Source organism: Arthrobacter halodurans (assembly GCF_041877255.1).
Lineage (GTDB): Bacteria > Actinomycetota > Actinomycetes > Actinomycetales > Micrococcaceae > Arthrobacter_N > Arthrobacter_N halodurans.
In genome coordinates this window covers 1-16,805 of the sequence record NZ_JBHDLJ010000023.1, presented here as the reverse complement: position 1 = coordinate 16,805, position 16,805 = coordinate 1, and the positions used below count along the sequence as shown (strand labels likewise).

Annotated in this window: 16 protein-coding genes; 11 read left to right on the top strand and 5 right to left on the bottom strand. The window is 72.7% G+C overall.

Annotated features, from left to right (window positions below):
* The first annotated feature begins 50 nt into the window (after positions 1 to 50).
* From ACETWP_RS17255 to ACETWP_RS17225, 7 genes are all read left to right on the top strand, one after another.
* On the top strand, positions 51 to 1,268 hold the full coding sequence (locus ACETWP_RS17255; RefSeq protein ID WP_373973525.1) for a sarcosine oxidase subunit beta family protein: 1,218 nt from the start codon (positions 51 to 53) through the stop codon (positions 1,266 to 1,268).
* A gap of 14 nt (positions 1,269 to 1,282) precedes the next feature.
* Positions 1,283 to 1,615 (top strand): sarcosine oxidase subunit delta, encoded by a 333-nt coding sequence (locus ACETWP_RS17250; protein WP_373973524.1) that lies wholly within the window; start codon positions 1,283 to 1,285, stop codon positions 1,613 to 1,615.
* Positions 1,612 to 4,527, top strand: a complete 2,916-nt coding sequence (locus tag ACETWP_RS17245; RefSeq protein WP_373973523.1) for a sarcosine oxidase subunit alpha family protein — start codon at positions 1,612 to 1,614, stop codon at positions 4,525 to 4,527. The genes ACETWP_RS17250 and ACETWP_RS17245 overlap by 4 nt, the downstream gene beginning before the upstream one ends.
* A complete protein-coding gene (locus ACETWP_RS17240) occupies positions 4,520 to 5,137 on the top strand; it encodes a sarcosine oxidase subunit gamma (RefSeq protein WP_373973522.1) in 618 nt (205 codons plus the stop codon). Before ACETWP_RS17245 ends, ACETWP_RS17240 begins: the two co-directional genes overlap by 8 nt.
* Positions 5,137 to 6,543: an L-serine ammonia-lyase gene (locus tag ACETWP_RS17235; RefSeq protein WP_373973521.1), complete on the top strand. Its 1,407-nt coding sequence runs from the start codon at positions 5,137 to 5,139 to the stop codon at positions 6,541 to 6,543. Before ACETWP_RS17240 ends, ACETWP_RS17235 begins: the two co-directional genes overlap by 1 nt.
* Positions 6,544 to 6,548: 5 nt before the next feature.
* On the top strand, positions 6,549 to 7,415 hold the full coding sequence (purU, locus tag ACETWP_RS17230; protein ID WP_373973520.1) for a formyltetrahydrofolate deformylase: 867 nt from the start codon (positions 6,549 to 6,551) through the stop codon (positions 7,413 to 7,415).
* Positions 7,416 to 7,501: 86 nt separating this feature from the next.
* Positions 7,502 to 7,696, top strand: coding sequence for a hypothetical protein (locus tag ACETWP_RS17225; RefSeq protein ID WP_373973519.1), 195 nt, complete (start codon positions 7,502 to 7,504; stop codon positions 7,694 to 7,696).
* Between the two features lie 42 nt (positions 7,697 to 7,738).
* On the opposite strand, the gene ACETWP_RS17220 is transcribed toward ACETWP_RS17225, so the two are convergent.
* A complete protein-coding gene (locus ACETWP_RS17220) occupies positions 7,739 to 9,124 on the bottom strand; it encodes a pyridoxal phosphate-dependent decarboxylase family protein (protein ID WP_373973518.1) in 1,386 nt (461 codons plus the stop codon).
* An 83-nt stretch (positions 9,125 to 9,207) separates the two neighbouring features.
* Here ACETWP_RS17220 and ACETWP_RS17215 point away from each other — a divergent pair, with 83 nt between their 5' ends.
* Positions 9,208 to 10,149 (top strand): arsenic resistance protein, encoded by a 942-nt coding sequence (locus tag ACETWP_RS17215; RefSeq protein WP_373973527.1) that lies wholly within the window; start codon positions 9,208 to 9,210, stop codon positions 10,147 to 10,149.
* Between the two features lie 64 nt (positions 10,150 to 10,213).
* Positions 10,214 to 10,924 (top strand): alpha/beta fold hydrolase, encoded by a 711-nt coding sequence (locus ACETWP_RS17210; protein WP_373973517.1) that lies wholly within the window; start codon positions 10,214 to 10,216, stop codon positions 10,922 to 10,924.
* Here ACETWP_RS17210 and ACETWP_RS17205 read toward each other — a convergent pair.
* The 3 genes from ACETWP_RS17205 to ACETWP_RS17195 all read right to left on the bottom strand — a co-directional run bounded on the left by ACETWP_RS17205 (position 10,921) and on the right by ACETWP_RS17195 (position 13,712).
* The gene (locus ACETWP_RS17205; protein ID WP_373973516.1) at positions 10,921 to 11,658 is read right to left on the bottom strand and encodes a PspA/IM30 family protein; all 738 of its coding nucleotides are present in this window, start codon (positions 11,656 to 11,658) and stop codon (positions 10,921 to 10,923) included. The genes ACETWP_RS17210 and ACETWP_RS17205 overlap by 4 nt on opposite strands.
* A gap of 120 nt (positions 11,659 to 11,778) precedes the next feature.
* Positions 11,779 to 12,435 carry a response regulator gene (locus tag ACETWP_RS17200; protein ID WP_373973515.1) on the bottom strand — a complete coding sequence of 219 codons (657 nt, stop codon included), beginning with the start codon at positions 12,433 to 12,435 and terminating at the stop codon, positions 11,779 to 11,781.
* Positions 12,432 to 13,712 carry a sensor histidine kinase gene (locus ACETWP_RS17195; RefSeq protein ID WP_373973514.1) on the bottom strand — a complete coding sequence of 427 codons (1,281 nt, stop codon included), beginning with the start codon at positions 13,710 to 13,712 and terminating at the stop codon, positions 12,432 to 12,434. The genes ACETWP_RS17200 and ACETWP_RS17195 overlap by 4 nt, the downstream gene beginning before the upstream one ends.
* A 185-nt stretch (positions 13,713 to 13,897) precedes the next feature.
* On the opposite strand from ACETWP_RS17195, the gene ACETWP_RS17190 reads away from it, so the two are divergent.
* Together ACETWP_RS17190 and ACETWP_RS17185 are read left to right on the top strand one after the other, a co-directional pair.
* Entirely contained in the window at positions 13,898 to 15,028 is a 1,131-nt protein-coding gene (locus tag ACETWP_RS17190) for an ABC transporter permease (protein ID WP_373973513.1), read from the top strand.
* Between the two features lie 117 nt (positions 15,029 to 15,145).
* Positions 15,146 to 15,868 (top strand): ABC transporter ATP-binding protein, encoded by a 723-nt coding sequence (locus ACETWP_RS17185; RefSeq protein ID WP_373973526.1) that lies wholly within the window; start codon positions 15,146 to 15,148, stop codon positions 15,866 to 15,868.
* A 117-nt stretch (positions 15,869 to 15,985) separates the two neighbouring features.
* Here ACETWP_RS17185 and ACETWP_RS17180 read toward each other — a convergent pair whose 3' ends face one another.
* Positions 15,986 to 16,642, bottom strand: a complete 657-nt coding sequence (locus ACETWP_RS17180) for a maleylpyruvate isomerase family mycothiol-dependent enzyme (protein ID WP_373973512.1) — start codon at positions 16,640 to 16,642, stop codon at positions 15,986 to 15,988.
* Positions 16,643 to 16,805 lie beyond the last annotated feature (163 nt).

The window sequence follows — 16,805 nt, the reverse complement described above, 5'->3', positions numbered from 1 at the left end:
CCTCGCACCACTTTCAACCCAGCCCTCGACCCCGATGGGAGCCTAAGACCATGGCCGACCTTCTTCCGGAGCACCCGGACTTCCTCTGGCACAACCCCGACCCGAAGCCCTCCTACGACGCCATCATCGTCGGCGGCGGGGGCCACGGCCTGGCCACGGCGTACTACCTGGCCAAGAACCACGGCATCACGAACATCGCCGTCCTGGAGCGGGGGTGGCTCGCGGGCGGCAACATGGCCCGCAACACCACGATCATCCGCTCGAACTACCTCTGGGACGCCAGCGCGGGGATCTACGAGCACTCCCTCAAGCTCTGGGAGCAGCTGCCCGAGGAGCTCGAGTACGACTTCCTCTTCTCGCAGCGCGGCGTGATGAACCTGGCGCACACCCTCGGGGACGTGCGGGAGAGCATGCGGCGCGTCCACGCCAACCAGCTCAACGGTGTCGACGCCGAATGGATCAGCCCGGAGCAGGTCAAGGAGCTGTGCCCGATCATCAACATCGGTGACGACATCCGCTACCCGGTCATGGGAGCCACCTACCAGCCGCGCGCCGGCATCGCCAAGCACGACCACGTCGCCTGGGCCTTCGCCCGGAAGTGCGACGAGATGGGCGTGGACATCATCCAGAACTGCGAGGTCACGGGCTTCCTCAAGGACGGCGACCGCGTCGTCGGCGTCGAGACCAACCGCGGCCGCATCAACGCGGGCAAGGTCGCCCTGTGCGGCGCCGGGCACTCCTCGGTGCTCGCCGAGCTCGCCGGCTTCAGGCTGCCGATCCAGTCCCACCCGCTGCAGGCGCTGGTGTCCGAGCTGCACGAGCCGGTCCACCCGACCGTGGTCATGTCCAACCACGTCCACGTCTACGTCTCGCAGGCGCACAAGGGCGAACTGGTGATGGGCGCGGGCGTGGACAGCTACACCGGCTACGGCCAGCGCGGTGCCTTCCACGTGATCGAGGACCAGATGGCCGCGGCCGTCGAGCTGTTCCCGATCTTCGCCCGGGCCCACGTGCTGAGGACGTGGGGCGGCATCGTGGACGTGACGCTGGACGCCTCGCCGATCGTCTCCAAGACCCCGATCGACCAGCTCTACGTCAACTGCGGCTGGGGCACGGGCGGATTCAAGGGCACGCCGGGCGCGGGCCTGACCTTCGCCCACACCATCGCCCACGACGAGCCGCACCCGCTCAACGCGCCCTTCGCGCTCGAGCGCTTCGAGACCGGCCGCCTCATCGACGAACACGGCGCCGCGGCCGTGGCCCACTAGGAAGGATCCCCGACATGCTGCTCATCGAATGCCCCTGGTGCGGGCCGCGCAACGAGACCGAATACCACTACGGCGGACAGGCCCACGTGGCCTACCCGGAGAACCCGGACGCCCTGAGCGACAAGGAGTGGTCCGAGTACCTCTTCTACCGCGACAACCCGAAGGGGCTCTTCGCGGAACGCTGGGTCCACTCCGTCGGCTGCCGCAAGTGGTTCAACGCCGTCCGCGACACCGTCACCTACGAGTTCGCCGCCGTCTACAAGCCGGGCGACCCGCGCCCGGACCTGCGGGCCATCGCCGGCAACCACACCAGCACGAACCACCCCAGCAAGGGAGGAACGAAATGAGCACCACGGCACGGAACCCGCGGCTCGGCGCCGACAGCGCCCCGCACGCCCGCATCGACCGCGGCGCAACCCTGACGTTCACGGTCGACGGCGAGACGCTCACCGGCTATCCCGGCGACACCGTGGCCTCCGCCATGCTGGCCTCCGGCAGGATCGCCTGCGGCCCGTCGCTCTACCTCGGCCGCCCCCGCGGCATCATGTCCGCCGGCGTCGAGGAATCGAACGCCCTGATCAAGGTCCGCTCCCGCTACGCCGGGCACGTCGACGAGTCGATGCTGCCCGCCCCGACCGTGGAGCTCACCGACGGCATGGACATCAGCCTGCTCAGCGGCCTGGGCCAGCTGGACCCGCGCAAGGACGAGGCCGTCTACGACCGCAAGTACGTGCACGCCGACGTGCTGGTCGTCGGCGCCGGGCCGGCCGGACTGGCCGCCGCGCGCCAGGCCGCGGCGTCCGGCGCGCGCGTGATCCTCATGGACGAGCAGCCGGAGGCCGGCGGATCGCTCCTGTCCTCCGCGGGCGAGACCATCGACGGGCGGCCCGCCCTGGAGTGGGTCGCCGAGACCGTCGCGTCCCTCGAGACCGGCGCCGAGGTCACCTACCTCCCGCGCACGACGGCGTTCGGCAGCTACGACGCGAACTACGTCGTCGCGGTGCAGCGCCGCACCGACCACCTCGGCGGGGAGCTCGGCGCCGGCGTGTCCCGCGAACGCATCTGGCACGTCCGCGCCGCCCGGGTGGTCCTGGCCACCGGCGCGCACGAGCGGCCGCTGGTGTTCGGGAACAACGACCGGCCCGGCATCATGCTGGCCTCGGCCGTGCGCAGCTACCTGAACCGCTACGCCGTGTCCGTCGGCGCCAACGTCGCGGTCGCCACGACCAACGATTCCGCGTACGCGCTGGTGAAGGACCTGCACGGCCATGGGGTCCGCGTGCCCGCCGTCGTCGACGCCCGCGCCGAACTCTCCGCCGCCGCGGCCTCCGTCGCGGAGCTGGGCATCCGCGTGCTGACGTCCTCCGCCGTGGTGGACACCGCGGGCGACGCGTCCGGCCGCCTTTCCGGCGTCACCGTCGCCGGCATCGACGCGGCCGGCGAGCCCACCGGCGCCACCGAGCGGATCGACGCCGACGTGCTGGCCGTCTCCGGTGGCTGGAACCCCGTCGTCCACCTGCACTCCCAGCGCGAACGCCGCCTGGCCTGGGACGACGCGCTCTCCGCGTTCGTGCCGGGGCACCCGGTCCCGCACCAGGCGACCGCGGGCGCCATGAACGGGCGCCTGGACCTCGCGTCGGCGCTCCGCGAGGGCGCCACCGCCGGGGCCGAGGCCGCGACGGCCGCGGGGTTCGCCGTCGAACCGGCCATCCCCGCGGCACCCGCCGAGGAGATCGCCGCGACCCGGCCGCTGTGGCTCGTGGCCGTGCCCGGGGCGCAGCGGGAGGACTACCGCCACCACTTCGTGGACTTCCAGCGCGACCAGACGGTCGCCGACGTGCTGCGCTCCACCGGGGCCGGCATGCGCAGCGTGGAACACATCAAGCGCTACACCTCGATCAGCACCGCCAACGACCAGGGCAAGACGTCCGGAGTCAACGCGATCGGCGTGATCGCCGCGGCGCTGGGCACCGAGGACGTCGCGGGCATCGGCACGACGGCGTTCCGCGCCCCCTACACGCCGGTCGCGTTCTCCGCGCTGGCCGGCCGGCAGCGCGGGGAGCTCTTCGACCCCGCGCGCCTGACCTCCATCCACCCGTGGCACGTGCGGCGCGGCGCCCTGTTCGAGGATGTCGGGCAGTGGAAGCGGCCCTGGTACTACCCGCAGGACGGGGAGGACATGGACGCCGCGGTGCTGCGCGAGTGCGCCGCGGTGCGCGACTCGGTCGGCTTCATGGACGCCACGACGCTGGGCAAGATCGAGATCCGCGGCAAGGACGCCGGCGAGTTCCTGAACCGGATCTACACCAACGCGTTCAAGAAGCTCAAGCCCGGCCTGGCCCGCTACGGTCTCATGTGCACCCCCGACGGCATGATCTACGACGACGGCGTCACGCTGCGGCTGGACGAGGACCGGTTCTTCATGACCACCACCACCGGCGGCGCCGCGAAGGTGCTGGACTGGCTGGAGGAATGGCTGCAGACCGAGTGGCCCGATTTGGACGTGGTGTGCACGTCGGTGACCGAGCAGTACACGACCGTCGCCGTCGTCGGGCCGAAGTCCCGCGCCGTGGTCGCCAAGCTCGCCCCGGGCCTGGACCTGGACAACGAGGCGTTCCCGTTCATGGCGTTCCGCGAGACCGTCCTTGCCTCCGGCATCCCGGCGCGGATCTGCCGGATCTCCTTCTCCGGCGAGCTGGCGTTCGAGATCAACGTGTCCTCTTGGTACGGGCTGAGCGTGTGGGAGGACGTGGCGGCGGCCGGCGAGGAATTCAACATCACCCCGTACGGCACGGAGACCATGCACGTGCTCCGGGCGGAGAAGGGCTTCATTATCGTCGGCCAGGACACCGACGGCACCGTGACCCCGCAGGACGCCTCCATGGAATGGGTGGTCTCCAAGGTCAAGGACTTCGTCGGCAAGCGGTCCTACTCGCGGGTCGACAACCAGCGCGAAGACCGCAACCACCTGGTCAGCCTGCTGCCCGTGGACCGCTCGTTCCGCCTTCCCGAGGGCGCGCAGTTGGTCAGGCACGGCACGCCGATCACCCCGCAGGAGGGACAGGTCCCCATGGAGGGCTACGTGACCTCCAGCTACCACTCGGCCGCGCTCGGCAGGAGCTTCGCGCTGGCGCTGATCAAGAACGGCCGCAACCGCATCGGCGAGACCCTGCAGGCGCCGCTGGACGGCCGGCTGGTCGATGTCGTCGTTTCCGAAACCGTGCTTTTCGACCCCGAAGGGAGCCGTCGTGATGGCTGAGCAAGTATTGACCGACCTTTCCACGCTGCGCCGCAGCCCGCTGTCCCACCTGGCCGCCGCGTTCCCGGCGTCCGACGTGGAGGGCGACCGCGGGGTGAACCTGCGCGAGACCCCGTTCGCCACCATGGTCGGGATCCGCGCCATCCCCGGGACGCCGGCCCACGAGGCGCTGGCCGCCGCCACCGGCGTCGGGCTGCCGTCCGGCCCGGGCCAGGTGGCGGGTTCCCCCGGGGGAACCGCCGTCCTGTGGCAGGGACCCGATGAGTTCCTCCTGGTCGCCCCCGAGGGCACGGAGATCCTGAACCCGCTGGTTCAGGCACTGGGCGAGATGCCCGGCTCCGTCGTCGACCTGTCGGCGAACCGGACCATCCTGCGCCTGGCGGGCCCCGGCGCCCGGCTGGTGTTGGAGAAGGGCTGCCCGGCGGACCTGCACCCGCGGGTCTTCACCCCCGGCACGGCGATCTCCACCACCCTCGGCCCGGTCCCGCTGTTCCTCTGGCAGACCGGGGACCGGGAGTACCTCCTGCTGCCGCGGGCCTCGTTCGCCGACTACACCGCGCGCTGGCTGCTGGACGCCATGACGGAGTTCGCCGCGCCCGAGGTGCGCTGATGGCGCTCAGCGCGCTGGACCTGTTCTCCGTCGGCATCGGGCCCTCGTCCTCGCACACCGTGGGTCCGATGAAGGCCGCCAGGGACTTCGCCGACGGGCTGCGTACCGACGGCGTCCTGGAGTTGACGACGCGGGTCCGCGCCGAGCTGTTCGGCTCGCTCGGCGCGACGGGGCTCGGCCACGGCTCCGACAAGGCGGTCATCCTGGGCCTGCTGGGCCACGATCCGCGGACCGTGGACACCGCGGCGGCGGGGGAGCTGGTCGCCGCCGCCGTGGAGGGCGGCAAGCTGGAGCTGGCGGGGGAGCGCCCGATCGCCTTCGACGAGGACGACGACCTGATCCTGCACCGGCGGCGGTCGCTGCCCGGGCACCCGAACGCGATGACGTTCCACGCCTTCGACGACGCCGGGGCCCTCCTGCGCGAGCGGACGTTCTACTCCGTGGGCGGCGGGTTCGTGGTGGCGGCCGAGACGGCGGGGGCGGACTCTGCTGGGGCGGACTCTGCGGCGGCCGATGCCGCCGCCCCGCCCTACCCGTTCACCACGGGCGCGCAGCTGCTGGCGCACTGCGACGCCGAGGGACTTTCCATCGCCGGGGTCATGTTGGCCAACGAAGTGGTGCGGCGCACCGAGGCGGAGCTCCGCACGGAACTCCTCGCCATCTGGGCCGTGATGCAGGACTGCGTGGAGAACGGGTGCACGCGCGAGGAGGAGCTGTTGCCCGGCGGCCTCAAGGTCCGCCGCCGGGCGCCGGCGCTGCGCGAGAAGCTGCGGGCCACCGAGGCGGCGTCCGCCGGCCGGGTCCCCGATCCGCTCTGGGCCATGGAATGGGTCAACCTCTACGCGCTGGCGGTGAACGAGGAGAACGCCTCCGGCGGCCGGATCGTGACCGCCCCGACCAACGGCGCGGCGGGCATCATCCCGGCCGTGCTGCACTTCTACACGCGGTTCGTGCCCGGCGCCGACGAGGACAAGGTCGTCGAGTTCCTGCTCACCGCCGCCGCCATCGGCATCCTGTTCAAGGAGAACGCCTCCATCTCCGGCGCCGAGGTGGGGTGCCAGGGGGAGGTCGGCTCGGCGTGCTCGATGGCGGCCGGCGCGCTGTGCGCCGTGCTGGGCGGCACGCCAGCCCAGGTGGAGAACGCGGCGGAGGTCGGGATCGAACACAACCTCGGCCTCACCTGCGACCCGATCGGCGGCCTGGTGCAGATCCCCTGCATCGAACGCAACGCGATCGCCAGCGTCAAGGCGATCAACGCCGCCCGCCTGTGCCTCCAGGGCAACGGCGAGCATAAGGTGTCCCTGGACGCCGCCATCGAAACGATGCGGCAGACGGGGGCGGACATGAAGACGAAGTACAAGGAAACCTCGCGCGGTGGACTCGCCGTCAACGTAACGGAGTGTTGAGCAACATGGAACCGAACCACGACGTCCAGCACGTCCTCACCCTGCACTGCCCCGAACGCCCCGGGATCGTCCATGCGGTCTCCGGCTTCCTGCTGGAGCAGGGCCGGAACATCATCGAGCTCAAGCAGTTCGGAGACCGGCGGTCCGGACACTTCTTCATGCGCGTCGACGTCGCCGGGCCCGACGCCGCGGACCTGACCGGGCGGATGCGGGACGCGTTCGAACCCGTCGCCAACGAGTTCGGCCTGGAGTGGGGCCTCGAGCCGCTCGGCACCAAGCGCCGGGTGCTCATCATGGTCTCGAAGTTCGGGCACTGCCTCAACGACCTCCTCTACCGGGCGCGGACCGGCGAGCTGCCCGTCGACATCGTCGCGGTGGTGTCCAACCACCCGGACCACCAGGCGCTGGTCGAGTGGCACGGGATCCCGTTCTTCCACGTGCCGGTCACGCCGGAGACCAAGCCCGCTGCGGAGGCCGAGCTGCTGCGGCTCATGGACGACTACGACGTGGAGCTCGTGGTGCTCGCCCGCTACATGCAGGTCCTCAGCGACGACCTGAGCCGGAAGCTGACGGGCCGCACCATCAACATCCACCACTCGTTCCTGCCCAGCTTCAAGGGCGCGAAGCCCTACCACCAGGCGTACGCGCGGGGCGTGAAGACCGTCGGCGCCACGGCGCACTACGTCAACAGCGAGCTGGACGAGGGGCCGATCATCTCCCAGCAGACCGTGGAGGTCGACCACACCTTCTCGCCGGAGGACCTGGTCGCCGCCGGCCGCGACACCGAGTGCAAGGCGCTGTCCAACGCCGTCAAGTGGCACTGCCAGGGGCGAGTCTTCCTGCACGAGAACCGGACGATCGTCCTGCGGTAGCCGGGCGCGGCGTCCCGCGCCCGGTCGTTGCCAGACGGGGCGGCCGGTGCCATCGTGGAGGTATCCGATCGGGGAGGGACGACGCCGTGGGCAACAACCACCACGAAGACGAGCGGTACAGGAAGTACTACGACGGGCCGCCGCACGGCGAGGTGCCGCAGGACCCCAAGCTGCGGGCCGCCCGGGAGTCGGGCCTGCCGGTCGACGACGATTCGGCCGCCGACGAGCCGGCCGCCGACGAGCCGACCACCAACGTGGACACCCGGCCCGCCGGAGCCTGAGCGCCGCGCCACCGCGGTTCGGGACTACGGCGCGGTTCGGGACTAGGGTTCCTGCGCCGCCGCGCGCGCCACGGCGTCCACGGAGCGGCGGACGTCCTCGGCGTCGGTGGTCCAGTTGCTCACCGAGATCCGCAGCACATCGCGGTCGTGCCAGCGCGAGCCGGACATCCACGCGGTGCCGTCCTCGATCAGCCGCCGCGTGACGCGCCGCGTGCGTTCGTCGCTGCCGAAGCTGGTGCAGACCTGCGTGAACACCACGTCGTTGAGCACCTCCGCGCCGGGGATCGCGGCCATGCCGCGGGCCAGGGCGGCGGCCGCGTCCGCGAGCCCCTCGACGAGGCCCACGGTCCCGGACCTGCCGAGCGAGCGCAGGGCGGCCCACACCGGGACGCCGCGGGCGCGCCGGGAGAGCTCGGGCACCTTCTCGTGGGGGTCGCCGGGGCCGTGGTCGTCGGCCATGAGGTAGCTGGTGTGCACCCCGAACGCGGCGCGCACCACGGCCGGCCGGGAGACGATCGCGATGCCGCAGTCGTAGGGGACGTTCAGGGTCTTGTGCGCGTCGGTCGCCCACGAGTCCGCCGTGTCCAGACCGTCCAGCCGCGCCGCCCAGCGCGGGCTGACCGCCGCCCAGAGCCCGAACGCGCCGTCCACGTGGACCCACGCGCCGCGCGCGTGCGCGGCGTCGACCGCCTCCCGCATCGGATCGAACGCGCCCGAGTGGATGTTCCCGGCCTGGAGGCAGACGATCGCCGGTCCCGGGTGCGTGTCCAGGGCCGTCGCCAGCGCGCCGGGCAGGATCCGTCCCTCGCCGTCCACCGGCACGGCCACCGGGGCGCCCAGCCCGAGGTACCGAAGCACCAGGTCGACGACGGCGTGGCGCTCCTCGCCGACGAAGACGCGGATCCGCGGGGCGCCGGCGAGCCCGTCGCGGTCCAGGTCCCAGCCGGCCCGGGTCAGGACGTCCTGCCGTCCGGCCGCCAACCCGACGAAGTTCGCCATCGTCGCCCCGGTGGTGAAACCGACGTCGGACCCGGCCGGGAGGCCGAGCAGGTCCAGCAGCCAGCCGCCGGCCGCCTCCTCCGCGGCGGCCGTGGCCGGGGTGGAGTAGCGTTGGCCGGCGTTCTGGTCCCACGCGCCGACCAGCCAGTCCGCGGCGAGCGCGGCCGGCAGCGTGCCGCCGATGACCCAGCCGAAGAACCTCCCCGACTGCATGGCCATCAGGCCGGGCGCGGCCAGCGCGGCGAGCTCGTCGACGACGGCGGCCGGGTCGGTGGGTTCCTCGGGCAACGCGGCCGCGAAGCGCGGGGCGAGCTCGTCCGCATCGGCCGAGGGCCCGACGGGACGTTCCGCGACCGAGGCGAGCCACGCGAAGGCGTGGGTCCGCGCCCGTTCCAGCGCGGGGGCGTAGGCGTCCAGCGGGGCAGACATGGCCCGATGCTACGCCCGCGCCCGGGGGACGGAAAGATGTCGGTAGGCTCGGACCGGTGATCTCCCGCAAATCCGTCGCGACGATGGAACGCCACCAGGTCGGACTGTATCTGGCGGCGATCCTCGCCGGCGCGGCGGCCGGGTGGCTGGCCCCCGCGGCGGCCGGCGCGCTGGAGCTGGCGATCGCCCCGGTGCTCGGGCTCCTGCTCTACGCGACCTTCCTCGGGGTCCCGTTCGCCGCCCTCGGCCGCGCCGCGCGGGACCTCCGCTTCCTGGCCACCCTCCTGGTGCTGAACTTCGCCGTCGTGCCCGTCGTGGTGTTCGGCCTGACCCGGTTCCTCGCCGGGGACCGGGCGCTGCTGGTGGGCGCGCTGCTGGTGCTGCTGACACCCTGTGTCGACTACGTGGTGGTGTTCACCGGCCTGGCGGGCGGGGCGGCCGACCGCCTGCTGGCCGCGTCGCCGATCCTCATGCTGGCCCAGATGCTCCTGCTGCCCGCGTACCTCTGGCTCTTCGCCGGGGCCGAGGTCGCCGCGGCCATCGACGCGGGGCCGTTCGTCGCGGCGCTGCTCGGGTTGATCGTGCTGCCGCTCGCGCTGGCCGCGCTGACCCAGATCCTCGCCCGGCGGGCGGTGCCCGGCGCGGGGGCCGTCGCGGCGACGCTGCAGGCGCTGATGGTTCCGCTGATGATGGCGACGCTGGCCGTCGTCGTCGGGTCCCAGATCGTCGGTGTCGGGCGCGGGTCGGCGTCGCTGCTCGCCGTTGTGCCGGTCTACGTGGCCTTCCTGCTCGTGATGGTGCCGCTGGGGCTGCTGGCGGCCCGGACGGCCCGGCTGGACGTCCCGTCCACGCGCGCGCTCGTGTTCAGCGGCGCCACGCGCAACTCCCTGGTCGTCCTGCCGCTGGCCCTGGCCCTGCCCGAACCCCTCGCGGCGGCGGCGCTCGCCGTCGTCACGCAGACCCTCGTCGAGCTGGTCGGGATGGTCGCGCTGGTGCGGATCGTGCCGCGGCTCGCGCCGGCCTGACCGCGGCCGGCCGCATCCGCGCGCGCCTTCCCTTGTCCGGGGCGTTCTGGGTATCGTCGCGCCCATGGATATCGTTCTGGTTCCCGGGTTCTGGTTGGATGCCTCCTCGTGGTCGGAGGTGACCCCGGCGCTCCTCGCGGCCGGGCACCGCGTTCACCCGCTCACGCTCCCCGGCAAGGAGGCGCCCGGCGCGCCGCGTGCCGGCATCGGGCTGCGCGACCACGTCGACGCGGTGACCGCCGTCGTCGACTCCCTCGGCGACGGCCCGGTGGTGCTGGTCGGGCACTCGGGCGGCGGGGCCATCATCCACGGCGTCGTCGACGCGCGCCCGGACCGCGTGGCCCGCGCCGTGTACGTGGACAGCGTCCCGCTGGGGGAGGGGGACGTGATCAACGCCGACCTGCCCGCGGCGGGCGACGAGGTGCCCTTCCCGGCGTGGGACGTGTTCGAGCCCGAGGACCTCGACGGCCTGGACGACGCGCTCCGGGACGCGTTCCGGGCGCGCGCCGTCCCGGAGCCGCGCGGCGTCGCCCAGGACCCGCAGCGCCTCGCCGACGAGCGGCGCTACGACGTGCCGGCGACCGTCATCACCTGCGAGTACCCGGCCGAGATGCTCCGGGGCTTCATGGACAAGGACCACCCGTACCCGGCCGAGCTCAAGCGCATCAGGGACTTCGAGATCGTCGACCTGCCCACCGGCCACTGGCCGCAGTTCACGCGGCCCGCGGACCTGGGTGCGGCGATCCTGGCCGCCGTCGAGAGGACGCGCAACTAGCCGTCGAGCTGCTTCGGCTCCTGCGCGGCCTTCAGCGCGGCGAGGCGGGCCTCCACCTCGGACATCTCGCCCAGGTCCTCCAGGGCCTCGAACTGGGAGTCCAGCGACGACGCCGCCAGCTCGGCCGCGCCGAGGGCGCGGGCCTCCTCGCGGCGGATCTTCTCCTCGAAGCGGCCGACCTCGCTGGCCGGATCCGTCAGGTCGATCGACTTCACGGAATCGAGCATCTGGTTCTGCGCCGACGCGTTGCGCGCGCGGGCCACCAGCTGGTCGCGCTGCGCCACGAGCTCGGCGCGCTTGCGCTTCATCGAGTCGAGCCCGGTCTTGAGCTTCTCGACGATTTGGTTCTGCGAGGCGATGGTGGCCTCCAACGCCCGGGCCTCGCCCTCCTCGCGGATCTGGTGCTGCAGCGCGACCTTGGCGAGGTTGTCGAACTTGGCGGCGTTCGCGGCGTCGCCCGCGGCCCGGAACTGGTCGCCCTTGGCGGACGCGGCGAGCGCCTTGCGGCCCCAGTCGGCGGCGTCCTGCAGGTCGGCCTTGTGGTCCGCCTCGAGCATGCGCAGGTTGCCGATGCTCTGCGCGACGGACTGCTCGGCCTCCGCGATGTTGTTGGTGAAGTCGCGGACCATCTGGTCCAGCATCTTCTGGGGGTCTTCGGCGGAGTCGATCGCGGAGTTCACGTTCGCCTTGCCGAGCTGAGCGATACGGCCGAAGATGGACAGCTTCTTGGACATGGTGCCTTCCGGGTGGTGGACGTTGCTGGTGGCGGCGGTCGGGCCGGTTATGGTGCATTCTTCCATGCCGCGGCGGAGTGGCGACACGGGCGTGGCGACACGGTGGACCCCGCGCGGCGGTCAGCCCTCCGGCGGCCGGATGACGCGCCGGCGGGTCGCCGCGGCGATGGCCGCGGTGCGGTTGTCCACGCCGAGCTTTCCGTAGATGTGCACCAGGTGGGTCTTCACCGTGGCCTCGGAGACGAAGAGCCGCTGGGCGATCCCGCGGTTGGACAGCCCCGTCGCCAGCAGGCCCAGCAGCTCGATCTCCCGCGGCGTGAGCGCGGGGGCGGGGTTGCCGATCCGCCGCAGCAGCAGCGCCGCGGCGCGCGGGGCCAGCGCCGTTTCCCCGGCCGCCGCGGCCAGCACGGCCCGGCGGATCTGCTCCGGGGGCGCGTCCTTGAGCATGTACCCGCTGGCCCCGGCCTCGACGGCGGCGAGGATGTCCGCGTCCGTGTCGTACGTGGTCAAGATGAGCACCGGCGGCGGGGATTCCAGCAACCTGATCCGCGCGGTCGCCGCGACGCCGTCCAGTCCCTCGCCCATCTGGAGGTCCATCAGCACGACGTCGACCGGGTCGCCGAGGGCGCGCAGGCGCTCCAGCTCGCGCAGCGCGGCCTCGCCGTCGGCGGCCTCGGCGGCGATGGCGATGCCGTCGAAGCCGGTGAGCATCGCCCGCAGGCCGGCGCGGACCACCGGGTGGTCGTCGACCAGGAGGACGCCGAGTCCGCGGTTCACGCCGCGTCCCCCGCGGCCCGGGGCAGCGGCAGGCGCAGCCCGACGACGGTTCCCTCGCCGGGCGCCGACTCCAGCGCCAGCACGCCGTCGAGGGCGCCCACCCGCTCGCGCAGGGCGCGCAGCCCGAACCCGCCGCCGTCGGCCCGCGGTGCGGCGCGCTCCGGCGCGCCGTCGGGGTCGAAGCCCGCGCCGTCGTCGTAGATGTCCAGGGTGACCTCGTCGCCGAGGAAGGCGAGGGTGACGACGGCGGTGCCCGCGTCCGCGTGCTCGGCCACGTTGGCGAGGCTCGCCTGGGCGGCCCGGAGCAGGGTAACGGCGTGCGGCGCGGGGAGGGTCGCCGGTGAGCCCTCGAGCTCGAACCGGCAGCGGAGGCGGGATCCGCGGGCGGCGGCATCCCGCGTCGTGGACTCGCAAAGCCGGCGCAGCGATTCCAGGAGCGAGGCCCGCTCCAGCAACGGCGAGGAGAGGCCCCGGACGAAGCCGCGCGCCTCGGCCAGGTTCTCCGACGCGGTCCGGCCGATCAGGGACACGCGCTCGCCGGCGGTTCCCGCGTCCCCGCCGGCCAGCGACGCCTCGGCGGCACGGGAGAGCAGCACGATGCTGGACAGCCCCTGCGCCAGCGTGTCGTGGATCTCGCGGGCGAGCCGGGCGCGCTCCGCCAGCACCCCGGCGTCGTGCTGGGTCCTGGCCAACTCGGCCCGGGTGCGGCGCAGCTCGTCGGCCGCGCTGCGCTGCAGCCGCGCCTCCCGGTAGAGGGCGCGGTAGACCAACCCGGTCACGACGGCGAATGCGGCGCCGAACACCGGCCCGAGCACCATCGCCAGCGGGGGGACCGCGAGGCCGCTGCCGGCCCATTGCGAGGCCACGACGGCCGCGGTCATCGCCGCGATCGCCGGGAGCGCGGCGCGGCGGGGGAGCAGGTGCAGATGCAGGAAGAACAGGGGGAAGGCCAGCCAGGAGAAGTCCGGGCTTCCGGCGAGCAGGACCGCCCAGAGCGCCGTGACGATCCCCAGCCACGGGACGCCGTAGCGGCGGGGGTCGAACGCCGAGCGGCCGGCGGCGAAGCGCTTTTCCGTGACCGTGCCCGCGACGTAGACCGCGGCCAGCAGGAGCGCGACGCCGGACCACAGGTAGCGGTGGGGGTCCCCGCCGTCCCCGAACGCGGTGTGCATGCGTGCGATCGCCACGCCGAGCAGGAGTGCGAAGCCCACGTGCAACGCCCCGCGCAGGAAACGCAGGATCACGTCCGGGGACGGTCGTGACGCGGCGTCTGGCATGGCACCAGCCTATGCCGCGGCGGCCGGCGGCGGATCAACCGATCGGTTGATCCCCGCCTCCATCCCGCGGCGGCCCCGGATCAACCGGATGGCCGATGCGGCCGGGGCCGGTCCGCGGAAGAGTCGGTGGGGCGGTCCTTCGGCCGCCGCCACCGACGCTTCCACTCCCCGAAAGAAGTTGACCCGTGTTCCTCGCACTCCGCGACATCCGCCACGCCAAGGGGCGGTTCGCCCTCATGGGCGTCGTCGTCGCCCTCATCACCCTGTTGCTCGTGATGCTCTCCGGGCTGACCGCCGGCCTCGCCGACCAGTCGACATCGGCGCTGCGCACCCTGGGTTCCGGTTCCGGTTCCGGCTCCGGCTCCGCCGCGACCGCGCCCCGGCTCGTCGACCGCGTGGTCTTCGGAGCGGCCGGCACCGGCGAGCCGACGGCGTCCTTCACCGAAAGCCAGATCGACGCCGGCCAGCTGGAGGCCTGGGCCCGGCGCCCCGGCGTCGAACGGGCCGAGCCCCTCGGCATCAGCCAGACCAGGATCCAGGCCGGGGGCGGGGGCACCGCGAACGTCGCGGTCTTCGGCGTCGAACGGGACGGCGGGCTCGCGCCGCTTCCCGTGGACGACGGCACGGTGGTCCTCGGGGCGGGCATCGCCGAAGCCCTGTCGCTGGAACCCGGGGACCGCGTCGACCTTGGCGGCATCGAGCTGAGCGTCGCCGGCGTCGTGCAGGACCGGTGGTACTCGCACACGAGCGTCGCCTGGACCACGCTGCCGACCTGGTCCGAGGTGTCCCGCCTCTCCGACCCGCGGCAGCTCGCCACGGTCGCCGCCGTGACCTACCGCGAGGGTGCGGAGGTCGACGCGGCCGCCGCCGACGCGGCCGCCGGCACCGTGAGCGCCACGCGGACCGGCTCGTTCCGGGCGCTGGGCTCGTTCACGAGCGAAAACGGCTCGCTCAGGCTCATGCAGGCGTTCCTCTACGGCATCTCGGCGCTGGTCATCGTGGCCTTCCTGACGGTCTGGACCGTCCAGCGGACCCGCGACGTCGCCGTGCTCAAGGCGATGGGTGCCTCCGGCGGCTACGTCCTGCGCGACGCGCTGACCCAGGCCGCGATCGTCCTGCTGGCCGGCGCGGGGGCCGGCGGTGCGCTCGGCGTGCTCGGCGGGTACCTCGCCGCGCAGGCGGCCCCGTTCCTGGTCGGACCGGCGACGACCCTGCTGCCCGTCGGCGGGATCGTGGTCCTCGGGCTGGCCGGCGCGGCCCTCGCCGTCGTGCGCGTCACGAGGGTCGACCCGCTGATCGCCCTCGGTGGCAACTAGCCTCCGCCCTGCCCACCCGGTTCGCACGCCACCCGTAGTCCGCGCCCTACCCACGATCCGCCCCACCCGCGAAAGGCCTCTCCCATGTCGTACCCGATCCACCCCTCGCCAACGCAGATGCCCGTGTCCCCGGCGTTCACCGCCAGCGCCTCCCTGCCCGCACCCCTGCACTTGCGGGGCGTCACCCTGGAGTACCCCGACGGCGACGGCATCCTCAAGGCGCTCGACGACGTCGTTCTGGCCGTGAAGCCGGGCCAGATGGTGTCGCTCGTGGGACCATCCGGGTCGGGCAAGTCCAGCCTGTTGGCCGTCGCCGCGACCCTGGTCCGACCCACCAGCGGCCGCGTGTCCATCGACGGCACCGACGCCGGCGGGCTCGACGAGGTCGAGCGCGCGGCACTCCGGCGGGAGAAGGTCGGCATCGTCTTCCAGCAGCCGAATCTGCTGGCGTCGCTGACGGCCGCCGAGCAGCTGGTGATCGGGGACCACCTGCGCGGGAAACCCCTGCGTGCGGCCCGGTCGAAGGCCGCGGAGCTCCTGGAACTCGTGGGATTGGCGTCGGCCGCGCGCAAACGCCCGCACCAACTTTCGGGCGGACAGCGTCAGCGCGTGAACATCGCACGGGCACTCATGGGCGACCCGCGGGTCCTGCTGGTCGACGAGCCGACGGCGGCGCTGGACCACGAGCGCAGCGCCTCGATCGTTCGCCTGCTGCGGCAGGTGACCGACGAGTTTCGGGTGGCGACGGTGATGGTCACGCACGACACGGCGTTCGTGCCGCTCACCGACGCGGTGGCCACGATGCGCGACGGGAGGCTCGCGGCTCCGACGCCCTGCTGAGGCCGCAACCGGACCATCGTCGCCGTCGCCGTCGCCGCAGGGCCCTCGACCCGGACCCTCTCGGCGCGCCCAGCGGCACCTCCGGACCCTCGGGTCGGTCGGTCGCAAGGTGCGGCCTCACCGCCGAGGCGTTGGGGTGAGGCGCTTGACGAATTCCGCCGCTCCTTCACCGGCGAACTCGTTCTGGTCGACGGGGCGACCCGAGACGGCAAGCAGCAACGACAGGGTTGTACCCCGCACCTCGGCGCCGGTGCCCGCATCGACGTCGGAGTCGGTCGCCACGAGCCTGAGGGCTGCGGCGCGCTGCTGGCCGCCTCCCATGGAGACGCTCGTCTTCAGTTGATGCTGCAGCGCCGTGGCCACGTGCTCGATCGGGTAGTTGCGCGTGATGCCGAGAGGGCGTCGGATGTCCTCGCCATGAACGATCGCTTCCACCAACCGGGTTGCCGGCGCCGCGGGTGGCGTCTTCGTTTCAGTGAGTACCCGACGAAACTCGGCCAGGGTAGCGGCCGGTGTCGCCGCACGCTCACGAGCCACCCCTGCCGCATTGTCCCGGTCGAAGTCGAACCGCGCGGCCGCCAGCCGGCGCATGAAGCCCCAGCGAGTGGTCTTCGCGGAATCCACGAGATGCGCCACGACGTCATGCACGTCCCAGTCGGGACACAGGGAGGGCGTCGCCCATTGTTCCGGCCGCGCCGTCGCGAGGTCTTCGATCAAGGCTCGGCGTTCTTCGTGCACGGCAGGCCACGCCACGGCCCCATCACGGGAAGACATGCAGCTACTAAAACATGGGATGCCGACACGTAGCTACAGCCTTCGTCCGACTCGTGCCGTCGCTCGGGCCGCTATGTGTTCCCGCCACGGTGCCCGCGCCACCGCCCGGTTCTTGTTCCCGCCACGGTCCCGCGCCGCGGGGTGTCCCAAACTGTCGGTACCG

Bases quoted from the DNA above. Each gene is read 5' to 3' on its own strand.
- ACETWP_RS17255 (WP_373973525.1), top strand. From the start codon at position 51: ATGGCCGACCTTCTTCCGGAGCACCCGGACTTCCTCTGGCACAACCCC.
- ACETWP_RS17250 (WP_373973524.1), top strand. From the start codon at position 1,283: ATGCTGCTCATCGAATGCCCCTGGTGCGGGCCGCGCAACGAGACCGAA.
- ACETWP_RS17245 (WP_373973523.1), top strand. From the start codon at position 1,612: ATGAGCACCACGGCACGGAACCCGCGGCTCGGCGCCGACAGCGCCCCG.
- ACETWP_RS17240 (WP_373973522.1), top strand. From the start codon at position 4,520: ATGGCTGAGCAAGTATTGACCGACCTTTCCACGCTGCGCCGCAGCCCG.
- ACETWP_RS17235 (WP_373973521.1), top strand. From the start codon at position 5,137: ATGGCGCTCAGCGCGCTGGACCTGTTCTCCGTCGGCATCGGGCCCTCG.
- purU (WP_373973520.1), top strand. From the start codon at position 6,549: ATGGAACCGAACCACGACGTCCAGCACGTCCTCACCCTGCACTGCCCC.
- ACETWP_RS17220 (WP_373973518.1), bottom strand. From the start codon at position 9,124: ATGTCTGCCCCGCTGGACGCCTACGCCCCCGCGCTGGAACGGGCGCGG.
- ACETWP_RS17215 (WP_373973527.1), top strand. From the start codon at position 9,208: ATGGAACGCCACCAGGTCGGACTGTATCTGGCGGCGATCCTCGCCGGC.
- ACETWP_RS17210 (WP_373973517.1), top strand. From the start codon at position 10,214: ATGGATATCGTTCTGGTTCCCGGGTTCTGGTTGGATGCCTCCTCGTGG.
- ACETWP_RS17205 (WP_373973516.1), bottom strand. From the start codon at position 11,658: ATGTCCAAGAAGCTGTCCATCTTCGGCCGTATCGCTCAGCTCGGCAAG.
- ACETWP_RS17195 (WP_373973514.1), bottom strand. From the start codon at position 13,712: ATGCCAGACGCCGCGTCACGACCGTCCCCGGACGTGATCCTGCGTTTC.
- ACETWP_RS17185 (WP_373973526.1), top strand. From the start codon at position 15,146: ATGCCCGTGTCCCCGGCGTTCACCGCCAGCGCCTCCCTGCCCGCACCC.
- ACETWP_RS17180 (WP_373973512.1), bottom strand. From the start codon at position 16,642: ATGTCTTCCCGTGATGGGGCCGTGGCGTGGCCTGCCGTGCACGAAGAA.